General features: G+C 65.7%; 18 protein-coding genes. 4 read left to right on the top strand and 14 right to left on the bottom strand.

The genetic code is table 11. The features are described 5' to 3' along the window. The first annotated feature begins 6 nt into the window (after positions 1-6). On the top strand, positions 7-195 hold the full coding sequence (locus ACPVPU_RS05480; protein ID WP_448659961.1) for a hypothetical protein: 189 nt from the start codon (positions 7-9) through the stop codon (positions 193-195). Between the two features lie 8 nt (positions 196-203). Here the strand turns inward: ACPVPU_RS05480 and ACPVPU_RS05475 are convergent, their stop codons facing one another. Both ACPVPU_RS05475 and ACPVPU_RS05470 read right to left on the bottom strand, forming a co-directional pair. Next, positions 204-830, bottom strand: a complete 627-nt coding sequence (locus ACPVPU_RS05475; protein ID WP_448659960.1) for a sigma-70 family RNA polymerase sigma factor — start codon at positions 828-830, stop codon at positions 204-206. 316 nt (positions 831-1,146) lie between these two features. Further along, positions 1,147-1,947, bottom strand: a complete 801-nt coding sequence (locus tag ACPVPU_RS05470) for a response regulator (protein WP_448659959.1) — start codon at positions 1,945-1,947, stop codon at positions 1,147-1,149. A gap of 286 nt (positions 1,948-2,233) precedes the next feature. On the opposite strand from ACPVPU_RS05470, the gene ACPVPU_RS05465 reads away from it, so the two are divergent. The 3 genes from ACPVPU_RS05465 (at position 2,234) to ACPVPU_RS05455 (ending at position 4,424) form a co-directional block, all read left to right on the top strand. Next, positions 2,234-2,386 carry a NepR family anti-sigma factor gene (locus ACPVPU_RS05465; RefSeq protein ID WP_448659958.1) on the top strand — a complete coding sequence of 51 codons (153 nt, stop codon included), beginning with the start codon at positions 2,234-2,236 and terminating at the stop codon, positions 2,384-2,386. Positions 2,387-2,391: 5 nt separating this feature from the next. After that, entirely contained in the window at positions 2,392-3,981 is a 1,590-nt protein-coding gene (locus ACPVPU_RS05460) for a sensor histidine kinase (protein ID WP_448659957.1), read from the top strand. 308 nt (positions 3,982-4,289) lie between these two features. Further along, the gene (locus ACPVPU_RS05455; RefSeq protein ID WP_448659956.1) at positions 4,290-4,424 is read left to right on the top strand and encodes an entericidin A/B family lipoprotein; all 135 of its coding nucleotides are present in this window, start codon (positions 4,290-4,292) and stop codon (positions 4,422-4,424) included. A gap of 84 nt (positions 4,425-4,508) precedes the next feature. Here ACPVPU_RS05455 and tatC read toward each other — a convergent pair whose 3' ends face one another. The 12 genes from tatC to ACPVPU_RS05395 all read right to left on the bottom strand — a co-directional run bounded on the left by tatC (position 4,509) and on the right by ACPVPU_RS05395 (position 15,752). Next, complete coding sequence (tatC, locus tag ACPVPU_RS05450) at positions 4,509-5,270, bottom strand: twin-arginine translocase subunit TatC (protein WP_448659955.1); 762 nt, start codon at positions 5,268-5,270, stop codon at positions 4,509-4,511. Beyond that, positions 5,267-5,815, bottom strand: coding sequence for a Sec-independent protein translocase protein TatB (gene tatB, locus ACPVPU_RS05445; protein WP_448659954.1), 549 nt, complete (start codon positions 5,813-5,815; stop codon positions 5,267-5,269). The genes tatC and tatB overlap by 4 nt, the downstream gene beginning before the upstream one ends. Before the next feature lie 59 nt (positions 5,816-5,874). Continuing rightward, positions 5,875-6,108, bottom strand: coding sequence for a twin-arginine translocase TatA/TatE family subunit (locus tag ACPVPU_RS05440; protein WP_448659953.1), 234 nt, complete (start codon positions 6,106-6,108; stop codon positions 5,875-5,877). A 31-nt stretch (positions 6,109-6,139) separates the two neighbouring features. After that, complete coding sequence (scpB, locus tag ACPVPU_RS05435; protein ID WP_448659952.1) at positions 6,140-6,724, bottom strand: SMC-Scp complex subunit ScpB; 585 nt, start codon at positions 6,722-6,724, stop codon at positions 6,140-6,142. Further along, positions 6,717-7,451 carry a segregation and condensation protein A gene (locus ACPVPU_RS05430; RefSeq protein WP_448659951.1) on the bottom strand — a complete coding sequence of 245 codons (735 nt, stop codon included), beginning with the start codon at positions 7,449-7,451 and terminating at the stop codon, positions 6,717-6,719. Before ACPVPU_RS05430 ends, scpB begins: the two co-directional genes overlap by 8 nt. A gap of 174 nt (positions 7,452-7,625) precedes the next feature. Continuing rightward, positions 7,626-8,753: a pyridoxal phosphate-dependent aminotransferase gene (locus ACPVPU_RS05425; RefSeq protein WP_448659950.1), complete on the bottom strand. Its 1,128-nt coding sequence runs from the start codon at positions 8,751-8,753 to the stop codon at positions 7,626-7,628. Positions 8,754-8,781: 28 nt separating this feature from the next. After that, a complete protein-coding gene (locus ACPVPU_RS05420) occupies positions 8,782-9,606 on the bottom strand; it encodes a sulfite exporter TauE/SafE family protein (RefSeq protein ID WP_448659949.1) in 825 nt (274 codons plus the stop codon). A 254-nt stretch (positions 9,607-9,860) separates the two neighbouring features. Continuing rightward, positions 9,861-10,868, bottom strand: coding sequence for a glycoside hydrolase family 3 N-terminal domain-containing protein (locus ACPVPU_RS05415; RefSeq protein WP_448659948.1), 1,008 nt, complete (start codon positions 10,866-10,868; stop codon positions 9,861-9,863). Positions 10,869-10,912: 44 nt separating this feature from the next. After that, positions 10,913-11,638, bottom strand: a complete 726-nt coding sequence (locus tag ACPVPU_RS05410; RefSeq protein WP_448659947.1) for an SPOR domain-containing protein — start codon at positions 11,636-11,638, stop codon at positions 10,913-10,915. Next, positions 11,638-13,362, bottom strand: coding sequence for an arginine--tRNA ligase (argS, locus tag ACPVPU_RS05405; protein WP_448659946.1), 1,725 nt, complete (start codon positions 13,360-13,362; stop codon positions 11,638-11,640). Before argS ends, ACPVPU_RS05410 begins: the two co-directional genes overlap by 1 nt. A gap of 68 nt (positions 13,363-13,430) precedes the next feature. Beyond that, entirely contained in the window at positions 13,431-14,345 is a 915-nt protein-coding gene (gene rarD / locus ACPVPU_RS05400; RefSeq protein WP_448659945.1) for an EamA family transporter RarD, read from the bottom strand. Positions 14,346-14,441: 96 nt separating this feature from the next. Continuing rightward, complete coding sequence (locus ACPVPU_RS05395; protein WP_448660425.1) at positions 14,442-15,752, bottom strand: hemolysin family protein; 1,311 nt, start codon at positions 15,750-15,752, stop codon at positions 14,442-14,444. Positions 15,753-15,857 lie beyond the last annotated feature (105 nt).

Genomic DNA, 15,857 nt, shown 5'->3' with positions numbered 1-15,857 from the left:
AAGACGATGACCCAATCCAGCCGCCATTCCCAGCCGGTTTCGATCGAGCGCCCCCGCGCCGGCGACCGGTTGTCGCACGCCTTGCGTGCTGCCTATGGTGACGGGCGCGGTCTGCCTGCCGATATGGCGGCGCTGCTGACGGAGATCGACTGGCGGACCGCCAATCGCCGTCCGCGGCGGGACGACGCCCGCTGACGCAACCATCATCGGTCGCGGCTGAAGGTATCCACATCCTCAAGGATTGAATCCAGCGCGCCCATAGCGGTGTTCTTGGATCCCGACCGACGCGGCAACGTGCCGTCGTTCAGCAGCTGCTCGAGCGCCACCCGGCCACGGGCAACCCGGCTCTTGATCGTGCCGACCGCCACGCCGCAGATGTCGGCCGCTTCCTCATAGGCAAAGCCACCGGCGCCGACCAGAATCAGCGCCTCTCGCTGCGCCTCCGGCAGGTGCAACAGGGCACGCTGGATATCGTCCAGTTCCAGATACCGGTCCTGACCCGCCGGGGCCGCCAGAATGCGATCAGCGACCAGATCGTCCCATTCGCCCTTGAACCGCGCACGACGCATCTGGCTGAGATACAGGTTGCGCAGGATGATGAAGGTCCAGGCACGCATGTTGGTCCCGGCCTGAAACCGCTTGCGCGCGGCCCATGCCTTCATCAGCGTTTCCTGCACCAGATCGTCGGCCAGGTCGCGGTTGCCGGACAAGGAACGGCCGAACGCGCGCAGATGCGGGATGACTGCCGCAAGCTCGCGCTTGAACGTACCATCGTCCAGCGCCTCTACCGGGGCCTGTTCGGTCTGTTCCGGCTGTTCTTCTTCGCTCACGGATACTCCACGCGCCAACGGCGCCCTAGCGACAAGGCGACGCAGCGGATGCCGCGCTTCCGAGCCTGACATGCTCAAGCGATTAAAATCGCGTCACACAAGCATGATAAGGGCGAACAGGGCAATTACCAAGACCAGTGAGATGCCCAGAATATACCGGGTCATATGCGGGGTCGAGCCCGAACGAGCGTCCTGGGCGGCCACATGCGGAGCGTTTTGATCGTCAACCATAACGCCTAAACCCGCCAAATCCGGATTGGGTCCGTATCGATCTGCCCCTTTTTCCGACATTGTTGCGCGGCCGCCCCATTTGCGGTCAGGCGGCGGGGATCGTGCTCTGATCGAAGAACAGGGCCTGGCTGATCGCCGCCTTTACCGTCGAGCGCTGGAACGGCTTGGTGATCAGGAAGGTCGGCTCCGGCCGCTCCCCGGTCAGCAGGCGTTCCGGGAACGCGGTGATGAAGATGACGGGCACGTTGAATTCGCCCAGGATGTCCTTGACGGCATCGATGCCGGAACTGTCGTCCGCCAGCTGGATGTCCGCCAGCACCAGACCGGGACGATCCTCCAGCGCCAGCGCCACGGCTTCGTCCCGGGTCACGGCGACCCCGGTCACCTCATGCCCCAGGTCGCGCACGATCGTTTCCAGATCCATGGCGATGATGGGTTCATCCTCGATGATCAGCACCCGGGCCCGCGTCTGACGCTCGATTTCGCTCAGCGCGTCCGCCACCAGCACATCGACGTCGTCGACATCGGTATCCAGCAGATAGGCCGCATCCTCGTTGGTGAAGCCCTCCATCGCCGTCAGCAGCAACGCCTGGCGAGACAAGGGCGCCAGCCGGGCCAGGCGGGCACGGGCCACGGCCTCATGCTCGTCCGACGCGCCCATGGCATCATTCGTCAGATCATCGGCATTGGCCGACATCCAGATCGACTGAAACGTGCGGTACAGGCCCAAGCGCGGCGCCACATCGGGAAATTCGTCCGGCGCCTCGACAATGGCCTCCAGCGCGGCGCGAACATAATGGTCGCCATGGGTCTGGCTGCCGGTCAGGGCGCGGGCATAGCGGCGAAGAAACGGAAGGTGCGGCGCAAGCTGCTGTCCAAGCGACATAATCTCTTCATTCTCCAATTCGGCGAACGGCCCCCCATCGGTCGGTTCCGCAGCACATGGTTTGCTAACAATTAACGCCAAAGTCGATACGCAAGCGCAATTGCGACAGCCCATGGAACCAACGAGCCCGTCTTTGGTTTCACGAGCGAAGTTACAACTTGAAAAAGCTGTTCCAAATCGGTTTGTGCGCTAATGCGAAACGACATGATATGCGCCTTTGCGGGCGGTTCGGAACGGTTGCCAGGGGGACGGTGTGCGTTCGACGGATAAAAAGACGGAAGACGGAATGCCCGCCGCCAAAGGGCGCAGGCCCGTGGACGGCAAGCCCGCGAAGAGCGGCGAACGGAATGTCGGCGATGCGTTGCGCGCCGTTTATCACGAGGCCGTCGACGAAAACATTCCGAAAGAAATGCTTGATCTGCTGAACAAGCTTTCCTGACCCCAATGAGCAACCAACCGGGTCAAAGCAGGCAAGACCCGGTACCGGCGGGGGTCAGCCTGAAGGGACTGCCGACGGGGACGAAGGTATTCCTGATCCTTGCCGGCGCGCTGTTGCCGCTTGCGCTGATCGCCCTGACCGCGACGCTGCAGACCGCACGCCAGGTGGACCGCGACCAGTCCGGTCGATTGCAGGCGGCGGCGGTCAATGCCGCCCAATCGCTGTCCATCGAACTGGTCGGCGACATCACCGCGTTGAATACGGCCGCACAAGCCCTGGCCGAGAATCCACGGGACGCTGCCAGCTGCGCCCGCATCCGCGGCGTCTTTGCGGCGCAGGCCAGTAAAGGCGCGCGCTTTGCGATCGTCAGTCCCACCGGCACGCTGTTGTGCGGCGACCGCATCGACCTGCCCGTCGGCGTGACGCCGTCCGGCAGCGCCACCCAGGCCGAATTGAGCGAGGACGGGCTGCTCCTGATGGCCGGCGCGGCCGACACCGTCCGCGCCATCGCCCGCTATCCGGCGGCGATGCTGGCGGAATCGGCGCGGCCACCCGGATTCCTGCCCCCGTTCGGCATTGCGCTGATCCAGGGGAGCAACCGCATCGAATTGGAACCGATGCCCGCCACCGGGATATTGGACCGGCTCGATCGAGTCCGCGCCCAGTTGGCGCTCGGCGAGCTTCGGCTTGAACTCAGGATGCGGGGACCGGCCATAACATCCGCTTTGCTGATCGCGCTGTTGTTGCCGCTGTTGATGTGGGCGGCAGCGGCGATCATCGGCTGGTTCGTCGTCGACCGGCTGCTGATCCGGCCGCTGCGGCGGGTTCGGGCCGGTGTGCGCGCCTACCATCCCGGCGATGTCATCGACCCGGCGCAGTTCGGCAAATTGTCGTCGCAAGAGCTGGCCGATCTTGGCCGCACCTTCGCCGGCATTTCCCACACGGTCCGCCAGCACCAGGCGGATCTGGCCGACGGGCTGGTACGCCAGACCCGGCTGACCCGCGAAGTGCATCACCGGGTGAAGAACAACCTGCAGGTGATTGCCAGCCTGATCAGCTTTCACGCGCGGGCGGCGACCGCCCCCGCCGCTGCCGAAGCCTATGCGCTGATCCAGCGCCGGGTCGATGCATTGTCGGTAGTGCACCGGCACCATTTCGCCGAGCTGGAGGACAATCAGGGCATCGAGTTGCGCGCGGTGATCGGCGAACTGGGGTCCAACCTGCGCGCCACGGCCCCCGAGAGCGCGGCGCGGATGACCATCGGCATCGACATCGCCCCCCTGCTGGTGTCGCAGGACGTGGCGGCGGCCATCGCCTTTCTGCTGACCGAGCTGATCGAATTGGCGATGCAGGCGACACCGTCGCCGACGGTCACCATCACCGTGACTCCCGATCCCGAACGGGAGGGCGTGGCAACCCTGCGCGTCAGTTCGACCGGCCTGGTGGAAAGCCAGCATTTCCGCGATCTGTACGATACGCGTTATGGCCGGGTGCTGACCGGTTTGTCGCGCCAGCTTCGCGCGGCATTGCATCACGACCCGCTGGTCGGCGCCTATGAAATCAGCATCGCGGCCCGCCGACGCCAGCAGCAATAGCCAGCAAAAAAAATCGTGAGGGCGGTGGAACCCGAATAGGGGTTACCCGTTCTGATATCGGACAGCGATTAACGCCCCCCGCTCTCGCTGTCCAAGAACAGAGCCCGGATGTGCCCGACCCTCCCCCCCCGGCGGCACATCCGGGCTCATTTTTTTGCCGCTTCTCCAACTTTTTCAGCCGCAATCGTCGGTCTGCCGGGTGTCCGGGTATCGGGCGTCATGAACGGCGATCGACAACAGCACGGGTGCGGAACCAAATGGGGCATGCCGAATTATGTCCCCGAACCCTTTTTGTATGGAGTTTGACTATGCGTAAGTTCGTCGGAATGGCCCTTGCCGTGGGCACGCTGCTGATCAGCGCCTGCAATACCGTCGAGGGCGTGGGCCGGGACGTCGAGTCCGTCGGTGACACCGTCGCGGACACCGCGAACGGCGCGAAGTAATTTTCCTGGTTTAGTGCAGATGGTCCCAAGCTTGGGGGTTGCGGGCAACCGCAGCCCCCATTTTTTATGCCCGCCAGTCTGCCGTCAGCCCTCTGTCGCCGCTTCCTTTGCGCGACGCTTTTCAGTAAACCAGATGCCGATGATCGCCACCTCGTACAGCAGCACCAGTGGCACCGCGAGCAACAGCTGCGACCCGACATCGGGCGGCGTCAGCACGGCCGCGATGGCGAAAGCGCCAACGATGGCGTACCGGCGCGCCGCCTTTAGCTGAGCCCGCGTCACCAGCCCGGCCGCCTCCAGCAGCATGAGCAGCACTGGCAGCAGAAACGCCAGCCCGAAGGCAAACAGGAACTGCATCACGAAATCGAGATAGTTGCCCACCGACGGCAACGCTTCCTGCGTGACACCGCCGCCCAGATCGCCCTCCATCCCCAGCAGGAAATTGAGCGCAACGGGAATGGCGATGAAATAGGCGAGCGACGCGCCCATGGTGAACAACACCGGAGTTGCCAGCAGAAACGGCAGCAATGCCTTTTTTTCCTTTCGGTACAGGCCGGGTGCGACGAATTGCCACAGCTGGTTGGCGACCACCGGAAAGGACAGCATCAACGCGGTAAAGAAGGCGACCTTGACCTTGACCAGGAACGCCTCGAAAATCTGGGTATAGATCAATCGATCCTGGCCGGCATCGGCCAGCGGCTGGACCAGGACGCCGAAAATCGGCTTGGCGAACGCAAAGCCGATGAAGAAAAAGACCACCAGCGCGATGACGCTGTACAGCAGGCGACGGCGTAGTTCGATCAGATGGTCGAGCAGCGGTGCCTGGCTATCTTCGATATCGCTCATCCCTGGCTTTTGTCCTGGGTATCGTCATTCGGGGATTGGCGCATTGCCGGATCGGCCGGTTCGCCAGCCGCACCGGGGACCGAAGGTAATGCGTCCCCCTTCAGTCCGTCCAGCGGCGGCGGGTCCAGCGGCGGGATCGGGCGGTGGTCGATCGGCGTCAGGACCGGGTCCGGATCCACGGGTGCCGGGTCTCGGATGTCCGGCATCGGGGTACTGCGCAGTGCATCGGCACCGGCATAGGGGTCCGCCACCGCAGCCTGGGAAGCGCGCTCCGCCTCGGGCCGATGGGGCGCGGGCAAGGCGTCGACCGTTGGGAATTCACGCATGATCCGCGCGTTTTCCTCGGCCCATTTCTTTTCCATTTCGGCCAGTTCGGCTTCGCGCACCATGGTGTCGAATCCTGCACGGAACTGACGGGTCACCGCCCGCGCCTTGCCGACCCATTGGCCGACGAAGCGCATAGCCTTTGGCAAATCCTTTGGCCCGATCACCAACAGGGCCACGATCGCCACCAGCATCAATTCGGTTGGCGCGATATCAAACATGGCAGACGCGCGGCGGTATTGCCCCATTCACGGTGGCGATCGTCCCGTTCAGCAGTGGATCAGCGCACGTCGCGGGCGCGTTCGGCATCGCGGTCCAGCGTCGGTTCGACGCGCTGTCCCTCGATCCGGGTCGGCTCCGCCTCGGGCTTGGCGTCGTCGTCGGCCATGCCCTTCTTGAAGTTCTTGATGCCCTTGGCAACGTCACCCATCATGTTGGAAAACCGGCTGCCGCCGAACAACAGGATGACCAGCACGGCAACGACCAGCCAGTGCATCAGGCTCATACCACCCATCGGAAAATCTCCTCGAATCCGCTAGGTGCATCTAGGCGTCTTCGCCGGGCTTTTCCACCTCAAGCTGTTCCAGCGCGATATCGACCGGATCGAGCAGGCCCGCTGCGCGCAGATCGTCGATTCCGGGCAGGTCCCGGCGGCTGGCAAGACCGAAATGCGTGAGGAAGGCGGACGTGGTCGCATAGGTCAGCGGGCGGCCCGGCACCTCGCGCCTGCCCGCAGGCCGGATCCAGCCCGCCTCCATCAGCACATCCAGCGTGCCCTTGCTGATCTGCACACCGCGAATCGCCTCGATCTCTGCACGGGTGACCGGCTCGTGATAGGCGATGATGGCCAGCGTCTCGATGCCGGCGCGGCTCAGCTTGCGCGGTTCCTCCCGGTCGCGGCGGAGGAAATGGGCAAGATCGCCCGCCGTTTCGAAATGCCAGCGGTCGCCCCGCCGGACCAGCACGACGCCGCGCCCGGCATAGTCGTCGGCCAGCCGGTCGAGCGCGCCGCGCACATCGGTGTCCTCGCCGACATGGGCGCGGATCTCGGCAAGGGTCAGCGGGCCGGGAGCGGCGAACAGCACCGCCTCGACCGCGCGCTTGGCCGCGTCGTGCACAGGTTCAGCCATGCGCGGCCTTGAGATAGAGCGGCGAAAACGGCGATTGCTGGCGCAATTCGACCCGCCCCTGTCGCGCCAGTTCAAGCGCGGCCACGAAACTGGAAGCCAGCGCCGACCGGCGATAGGCCGGGTCCGCATCCGGCAGAAAGCGTTCGAGCGCGGTCCAGTCGATCGATTTGCCGACCATTTCCGATACCCGCGTCAGCGCGGTTTCCAGCGTCATCACCGGCCGCTGTGCCACGACATGCAATACCGGGCGGCTGCGCGCGCTTACCCGGCCATAGGCTGCGATCAGATCGAAGATTTCGGCCTGCCAGACGGCGTGGCGCACGGTGCGCAGCCCCTCCGGGCAACCGCGCGGAAACACGTCGCGCCCCAGCCGGTCGCGCGCCATCAATCTGGCCCCGGCCTCCCGCATCGCGTTCAGCCGTTCCAGCCGCAGCGTGAGGCGCAGGGCAAGCGCTTCCGGGTCCGGTTCGACCTCAGGATCACGCGGCAGAAGCAGGCCGGATTTGAGATAGGCCAGCCATGCCGCCATGACGAGGTAATCGGCCGCGACTTCCAGTTTCAGCGCGCGCGCCTCGGCGATGAATGCCAGATACTGATCGACCAGCGCCAGAATGCTGATCTGGCGCAGATCGACCTTTTGCGTGCGGGCGAGCGCAAGCAACAGGTCGAGCGGCCCTTCCCAGCCATCGACATCCACAGTCAGCGTATCGGCCTGCCCCTCGCCCATCCCGGCATATCAGCAGGGGGCGAGGGGTTTGTCATCCCCCGGGTTATTCCGGCAATGACCGTCCGGGTACAGGAATTGGGGCGGGAAAGGCATTCCCCCCGAACGGCAAACGGGCCGGGCGCCCCCACGCCCGACCCGTCCCCTCCAACGCCCCCCGCTCAGGGGACGCAACCCTTATGCCTGCATGATCTGCGGCAAGGCAGCGGCGTAACGTTCCACATCTTCGATCTTGCCGCAACTGACGCGCGACCAATCGCTCCATTTGCCATAGGCGCCGCGGATCATGATCTGGCGTTCGGCCATCGCCGTGCGCAGCTTGTTGGCGTCCGGCACCTTCACGAACACGAAATTGGTCTGCGACGGCAGCGCGGTCAGCCCCGCCTTCTTCACCGCAGCCTCGATCATCTGGCGCGCCTCGGTCACCTTTGCCTTGGAATAATTGGTGAAGGCGGTGTCGTTGAACGATCCGATGGCTGCGGCCAGGCCGGCGGTGTTGCTGCCCATGCTCATTTCATAGCCGCGCACTTCCTCGACCACCTGCGGCGCGGCGATGGCATAGCCGACGCGCAGGCCAGCCATGCCGTAGATCTTGGAAAAGGTGCGCACGACGATGACGTTCTCGCCCTTCTTCACCAGGTCGACCACGCTGTTCTGCTCGGGGAAATCGAGCAGTTCGTTATAGGCTTCGTCCACCAGAACGGTCGCCTTTGGCGACACCTTGGCGATGAAGGCACGCAGCTTGGCATTGTCGATCAGGACGCCAGTCGGATTGTTGGGATTGCAGATATGCACCATCTTGACGTCCGGCGTGACGGCGGCGGCCATCGCGTCCAGATCGGTATCCATCGTCGCGGTCAGCGGCACGCGGATCACCTTGGCGCCCTTGCGCTCGGCATAGCCGACGGTCGTGTCCCAGAACAGGTCGGGCGTCACGATCGCGCCCTTGTCCTTCCAGGCAAGCGCGGCGGCGGACAGCACTTCGGTCGAACCGCTGCCCAGCACGACCATGTTCCTGTCGACCCCGAACTTTTCCGCGATCATCGCGGACAGGCGCTGGGCGCCCCCTTCTGCATAATAACAGCCCTTGGCCGCCCAGTCGTACATGGCCTTCATCGCGCTGGGGGCCGGGCCATAGGGGTTTTCGTTGCGGGACAGCAGCGCAACGCCGTCAGCCGGTCCGAACAGCGGCGGTTCGGCAGCGGCGCTGGCGGCGAACAGCGAGGTCGGGCGCGCGGCGGCGGCGACCAGCGGGGCGGCGGTGGCGGCGCGGAACAGCGACCGCCGGGACAGGGTCATGGTCATGAATGATGCTCCGAGGTTGGGATGATGCTCACAGTGCAAGCCATCCGTTGCGAATCATGATTGCGCCGACGAACACGAGGTAGAGGCCGAAGATGCGGCGCAGCATCTCCGGGCTGAGGCGATGGGCGGCAGCGGCCCCCCATGGCGCCGAAAAGATCGACGTGGCGGTGATGGCGGCAGCGGCGGGCAGGTTGACATAGCCAAGCGACCCCCAGGGCAGCCCCGGCATCCCCCAGCCGATGATGGCGAAGCCGATCACGCCAGGCAGGGCGATGATGAAGCCGATGCCGGATGCGGTGGCGATGGCGCGGTGGATCGATTTCCCGCACAGCGTCATCACGATGATGGCAATGGTGCCGCCACCGATCCCCAGCAGCGAGGAAAAGGCACCCAGCCCGCCCGCGATTCCCACCTTTGCCGCGCCGCCGGGCAGCGCCTGTGCCACCTGGCGGTCGGCGAACATGGGGAACAGGAAATGGATCGCCATGACCATCATGCCGCCGCCGAAAATGACGGCCAGCCCGCCGCCAGGCACCCGCGCGGCAAGCACGACCCCTGCGCCCACCCCCAGCACGATCCACGGCGCCCAGCTTTTCAGCATGTCGAAATCGACCGCTCCGCGCCTGGCATGCGCCTGAACCGACCGGATGGAGGTGACGACGATGGTCGCAAGCGACGTGCCGATGGCGACGTGCGCGATCTCGTTCGGCGCAGTGCCCATGAGCGGCAGAACAAGAAAGAGGGCAGGGACGACCACGAAGCCGCCACCGATGCCGAAAATGCCGGCGGCAAAACCGGCAAGCAGGCCTGCAGCCAGCATGGAAATCAGATTGACGATCACATCGGCGGTCATGCGCGCGTTCCTCGCGGCATGGCCCCAGCATTGATCCCGACGAACACTACGCGCGACATGGCATCCCCTGGTATGAGGGTGAATTCCAAGTCTCTCCGTTTCCGCTCTGATCCGAAGCGCCCTGTCGGGCTGTCATCCGGAAGCGAGGTTTATCGTGGGTTCCTCTATGATGCCGAAGGTTCGGCCTGCGGAACGCTGCGAATCATTCCGCACGGCGACCCTAGGCAGCGAATGGCGGATCAGCAAGGCCCCGTTCAGGATAAGGCAAGCAGCGAATCGCGTTTTTCAACCAGTGTTGCAAAAGTTTCGAGGCCCGCAGACGCCCGGCGTGCGGCCATTGCCCGATCCAGCCGGGCCAGGGTAACAGGCAGCGCATCCCCGATCGAAGCGGCGATATCCTGCATCTCGTCCATTCGCGCCCAGCAGTCCAGCACCACGTCGCATCCGGCGGCGATCGCCCCCGCCGCCTTTTCCCCCGCCGATCCCGACAGGGCCTTCATGTCGATATCGTCGGTCATCAACAGGCCCTCAAAGCCGATGCGACCCCGGATGATGTCGTTGATCACGATGGGCGACAGGGTGGCCGGGCGATCCGCGTCCCATGCGGTGAAGACAATGTGCGAGGTCATGCCCATGCCTGCGCCCGCCAGCGCACGAAATGGGGCCAGGTCATCCTCCAGCGCCGCATCGTCGGCATCGACGGTCGGCAGGTCGTGATGGCTGTCCACGCGCGCCCTGCCATGGCCGGGCATGTGCTTGATGACGCCGCCCACGCCCGCCCGCGCCAGCCCGTCCAGCACCGCCCGGCCCATCGCCGCCACGCGCATCGGCTCGCTGCCATAGGCGCGCTCGGCAATGGCCGGGGTGGTATCGGGTCGACCGACATCCAGGAGCGGCAGGCAATCGACGGTGACCCCCACCTCGGCCAGCATCGTGCCGATGGCCTGCGCATTCACGCGCGCTGCCTCGATCGCCGATGCGGGAGCCACTTCGTACAGCCGGTCGAACACCGGCCCGGCCGGGAAGGCGGGCCATTCAGGCGGCCCCATCCGCGCGACGCGGCCGCCCTCCTGATCGATCAGGATCGGCAGGTCGTCCCGGCCGGACAGCGCGCGCAGATCGTCGGTCAGGGCGCGCAGTTGCGCCCGGTCGACCACGTTGCGGCGGAACAGGATATAGCCGAGCGGCTCGGCTTCGCGGAAAAAGGCGCGCTCGTTCGAAGTAAGCGCTGGGCCGGACAGGCCATAGATGACGGGCTTCATCCCCCCGGCCTAGCCGATGGCACCGGACGAATGAAAGGGCGGGATCAATCGGCCGCGACGAAACAGCTTTCGCCCGCGACCTTCAGCCGCTGGCACAGCTCGCGCGCCTGAGTGGCGCTGCCCGCATTGACGCGCAGCCGGTTCAGGGTGCGTCCGTTGACTTCGACGGTCTGGACCGATTTGCCGAGGCCCCCCAGCCAGGGGAAGCGGCGGCTCATCGCCGTCCAGGCCTGATCGGCGGCGGCGCTGGTCGGAAACGCGCCGAGCTGCACCACCGATCCGCCGCCGGCGCTGGTTGCCGCGACCGGGGTCGCCGGGCTGGCCGGGGTCAGCGGACGCGCCTTTTCCGGAACCGGGGCCACTGCGCGCGGCGCGCCCGTCGCCTTGGGGGCCGGGGTGCTGGGTACCACCTTGCCCTCGACCGGCGCTTCGATGGTGCGCGACAGGTCGACGGCGGCGTTGGTCGTCGCGCCCTCGCTGGCGGCATAGACGCTGTCGCCCTCTCCACCCACCTTCATCCCGCCCGGATCGCTGGGCTTGACCTTGTAGTCGCCCTCTGGCGCGGCGATCAGGGAACCGTCGCCCTGCCCACCCGATGGGCCGGTCATGCTGGTAAAGGCAAAGACGAGTGCCGCGATCAGCGCCAGGCCAAGAACGGTGAACACCGCGATGCGGCCCCAGGATGAGCGCGTCTCGTCGAAATCCTCGGCGCTCTCGAGCCAGGGGAGCTTTTCCCCATTCTCGAACCCGTCAAGACGCCTGTCCGTCATTACCCCATCTCCGTCACCGCGGCGACACCCATAAGCGCAAGACCGTTACGGATTACTTGCCCGATCGCATCCCCCAATGCCAGCCGCGCCCGTGTCAGATCGGGACGGTCGGCCAGCACGAAGCGGCGGGCCGCATCGTCATTGCCCATGTTGTAGAGCGCATGGAAAGCGGATGCGAGATCATAGAGATAGAAGGCGATCCGGTGCGGTTCGCGGGTGGCCACCGCCCCCTCGATGGTGCGCGGGAACTGCGCGGCCAGCTTCATCACCGCCAGTTCCTGTGTATCGAGCAGGGACAGGTCGGCCGGCCCGTCGGCGATGCCGGCCTCTGCCGCGCGCCGCTTCATCGAATGGATGCGGGCATGGGCATAGTTGACGTAGAAGACCGGATTATCCTTCGACGCCTCGACCACCTTGGCGAAATCGAAGTCCATCTGCGCGTCCGCCTTGCGGCTGAGCATGGTGAAGCGGACAACGTCCTTGCCCACTTCGCCGACGACATCGGCGAGGGTCACGAAATTGCCGGAACGCTTAGACATCTTAACAGGCTCGCCCGCACGCAGTAGGCGGACCATCTGGACGAGCTTGACGTCGAACCGCGTCCTGCCCTCGGTCAGCGCGGCGACGGCTGCCTGGATCCGCTTGACCGTCCCGGCATGGTCCGCACCCCAGATGTCGATCAGCTGGTCGGCCGACTGCGCCTTCTGGAAATGATAGGCCATATCGGCGCCGAAATAGGTCCAGCTGCCGTTCGATTTCTTGATCGGCCGGTCCTGATCGTCGCCGAACCGGGTGGCGCGGAACAGCGGCAGCTGGACCGGCTCCCAATCCTCCGGCGTTTCGCCCTTCGGCGCTTCGAGCACGCCGTCATAGACGAGGTCGCGGGCACGCAACCATGCCTCCGCCTCTTCCGGCTTGCCCGCCGCCTGCAATGCCGCTTCGGACGAGAACAGGTCGTGATGGATGCCGAGCAGGGCCAGATCGGCGCGGATCATGTCCAGCATCGCCGCCACCGCGCGCGTGCGGAACAGCGCGAGCCAATCGCCCTCGTCGGCGCCGACAAAGCGGTCGCCGAACTCCACGGCCAGCGCCTCGCCCACCGGCTTCAGATACTCGCCGGGATACAGGCCTTCCGGAATCTCGATCGTCTCGCCCAGTGCCTCGCGGTACCGCAGGTGCGCGGAGCGGGCGAGCACGTCGACCTGGCCCCCGGCATCGTTGACATAATATTCGCGGATCACCCGGTGCCCGGCGAACTCCAGCAGCGACGCCAGCGCATCGCCCACCACCGCCCCCCGGCAATGGCCCATATGCATGGGACCGGTGGGATTGGCCGAGACATATTCGATGTTGACGGTAACGCCCTGCCCCGTCGTCGAGCGGCCGTAATCGTCGCCCGCGTCCGCAATCGCCGTCAGTTCGTCGCGCCACACATCGTCGATCAGGGTCAGGTTGATGAAGCCCGGACCAGCGACGGCCACCGCCGCTACCTCGTCCAGCGCGCCCAGCTTGCCGACAATCGCATCGGCCAGCGCGCGCGGATTGGTGCCGGCCGGCTTGGCCAGCACCATGGCCGCATTGGTGGCCAGATCGCCGTGACTGGCATCGCGCGGCGGCTCGACCGTGATCGCGCGCCGCTCAAGACCGGGCGGCAGCGTGCCATCCGCCTCCAGCGCATCCAGCGCGGCGTTCAGATGAGCGGCGAAACGGAGGTAGAGCGACATGACGGGTTCCAGAACTGCGGATCAGCGGGGCGCTTAGACCAAGCGCGCGGCAAGGGCAAAGGCGGCGTTCAGGCCGCCAGCGCCGCGCGTCGTCGTCCGGCAAGCCAGCTATTGCCCGCGAACAGCACCAGTCCCGCCCAGATCAGCAGAAAACAGATCAGGTGCGCGGTCGTCATCCGTTCGCCGAACACGCTGATCGCCAGGATGAACTGCATCGTCGGCGCGAGATACTGGATGAGGCCGAGCACCGTCAGCGACAGCCGGCGGGCAGCGGCCGCGAACAGCAGGAGCGGCACGGCGGTGATCGCGCCCGCCGTCAGCAACAACAGGGTGGTCGCCGTGTCGCCGCCCAGCGCGATGCCGCCATGCCCGGCCTGCCAGATCATCCAGCCGAGCGCGAAGGGGGTGAGGATGGCCGTCTCGATCCCCAGCCCCTCCAGCGATTCCACCGGCGCGAGCTTGCGGACCAGGCCATAGAGGCCGAAGGAAAAGGCCAGCGCCAGGCTGATCCAAAGCGCCGCACCCGCGCTGCTGGCCAGCACCGCCACGCCCGCCGCCGCCAGGGCGATGGCAATCCCCTGCACCCGGTTCAATCGTTCGCCCAGCAGCGTGACGCCCAACAGGACGTTGACCAGCGGGTTGAGAAAATAGCCCAGGCTGGCGGCCAGCACCTGATGGTGCTGAACCGACCAGATATAGACCAGCCAGTTGGCCGAGATCAGCGCGGCACTGGCGACCAGCATGGCCAGTGTCTGGCGATTGGCGAGCACATCGACCAGCTTGTTCCAGCGACCGAGCATCAGGATGATCGCCGCCAGCAGCACGACCGATCCCAGGATGCGCATGGCCACCACTTCCCACGCCGTCACATGCGCCAGAAAGGCGAAGTAGAGCGGCAGCAGGCCCCAGAGCGCATAGGCGGCAACCGCCTGGGCCAGCCCCTTGCGGCAGACGGGTTGTTCAGGGGAGGCGACGGGTTCCACAATCGCCCCCTAGGACCGATGCTGCGCCGCGTCAAAACAGCTGTAGTTTCCGGGTTGGTGGCAATCCTTGGCCCCTTGGCCAAGCAGACGGGTGCGTCAGTCGCGCTCGATCCGGCTGACGAGCAGCTTGTCGATCTTGCGCCCGTCCAGATCGACGATCTCGAACCGCCAGCCCTGTTCGGTGAACACCTCCCCTTCGTCGGGCAAATGCTTCAGCACGGCGAGGGCAAGGCCAGCGACGGTGGCGAAATCGCGATCCTCGGGCAGGTCGATGCCGATGCGGTCGGCCAGCAGGTCGGCGGGTGCCTGGCCAGCGACCAGCAGCGAGCCGTCCTCCCGCTCGACGATCATGGCCCCGTCACCGGCATCGGTATCGGAGGCGAAATCGCCCGCAATGGCGGCAAGCAGGTTGGCGGGCGTCACGATCCCTTCGAAATGGCCATATTCGTCGTGGACAAACCCCATCGGCACTTCGGCGCGGCGCAGCATTTCCAGCGCGTCCATCGCATCCAGCTGATCCGGCAGCACCGCCGCCTGGCGGGTCAGCGCGCGCAGATCGAGCGGCCGATCGGCCATCAGCGCCGCCACGATGTCGCGCGACTGGACGACGCCGATCACCCGGTCCACCGATCCTTCCGCCACCGGCAGCCGGGTGTGCGGCGTTTCCGCCAGATGGGCCCGCAATTCCGCTTCGGTCAGATCGATGTCCAGCCAGTCGACATCGGTGCGCGGCGTCATCACCTCTCGCACGGGCCGGTCGGCCAGGCGGACCACGCCGGAGATGATCGAGCGTTCATGCTCCTCGATCACGCCCGACTTGGTCGCCTCTGACACGATCAGGTGCAGCTCCTCAGCCGTCACCCGGTTTTCCGATTCGCGGGCAAGGCCGAGCAGACGAAAGATCAGCGCGCTGGACGCATCGAGCAACCAGACGATCGGGGCGGTCGCCACCGCCAACCAGCGCATCGGCAGCGCGACCCAGCTGGCGATCAGTTCCGGGGACCGCAGCGCGAATTGCTTGGGCACCAGTTCGCCGACGATCAGCGAGGCATAGGTGGTCAGGCCGATGACGACGCCGAACCCAAGCGTTTCAGCCAGCTCCGGGTCGACGCCCAGCGCCTCGATCCGGGCGGCGGTGGGTGCGCCCAGGCTGGCCCCGGAATAGGCGCCGGCGATGATGCCGATCAGGGTGATGCCGATCTGTACGGTGGACAGGAACTTGCCCGGATCCTCCGACAGCGTGATCGCGGCCGCAGCGCCCCGGCTGCCGTTCTTGACCATGCCGTCCAGCCGGGCACGCCGGGCCGATACGATCGCCAGTTCGGACATGGCGAACACGCCGTTCAGCGCCACCAGCGCCAGGATGATGACGACGTCGAGCCAGGGAAAAGGGGGAAGCGGTTCCATCTGCTTGCCACCGCCCTTAGCCGCAACGGCCATCGCTTCACAATGGGTTCAGCGAAATCGGACGATGCGCTTGCGGAACAACTGGCGTTTCTGCCGGTTGTGGCG

It is taken from the genome of Sphingomonas paludis, assembly GCF_053502515.1.
Note: the sequence above shows the minus strand (reverse complement) of the source record. Positions and strands in the feature narration are given on the sequence as shown.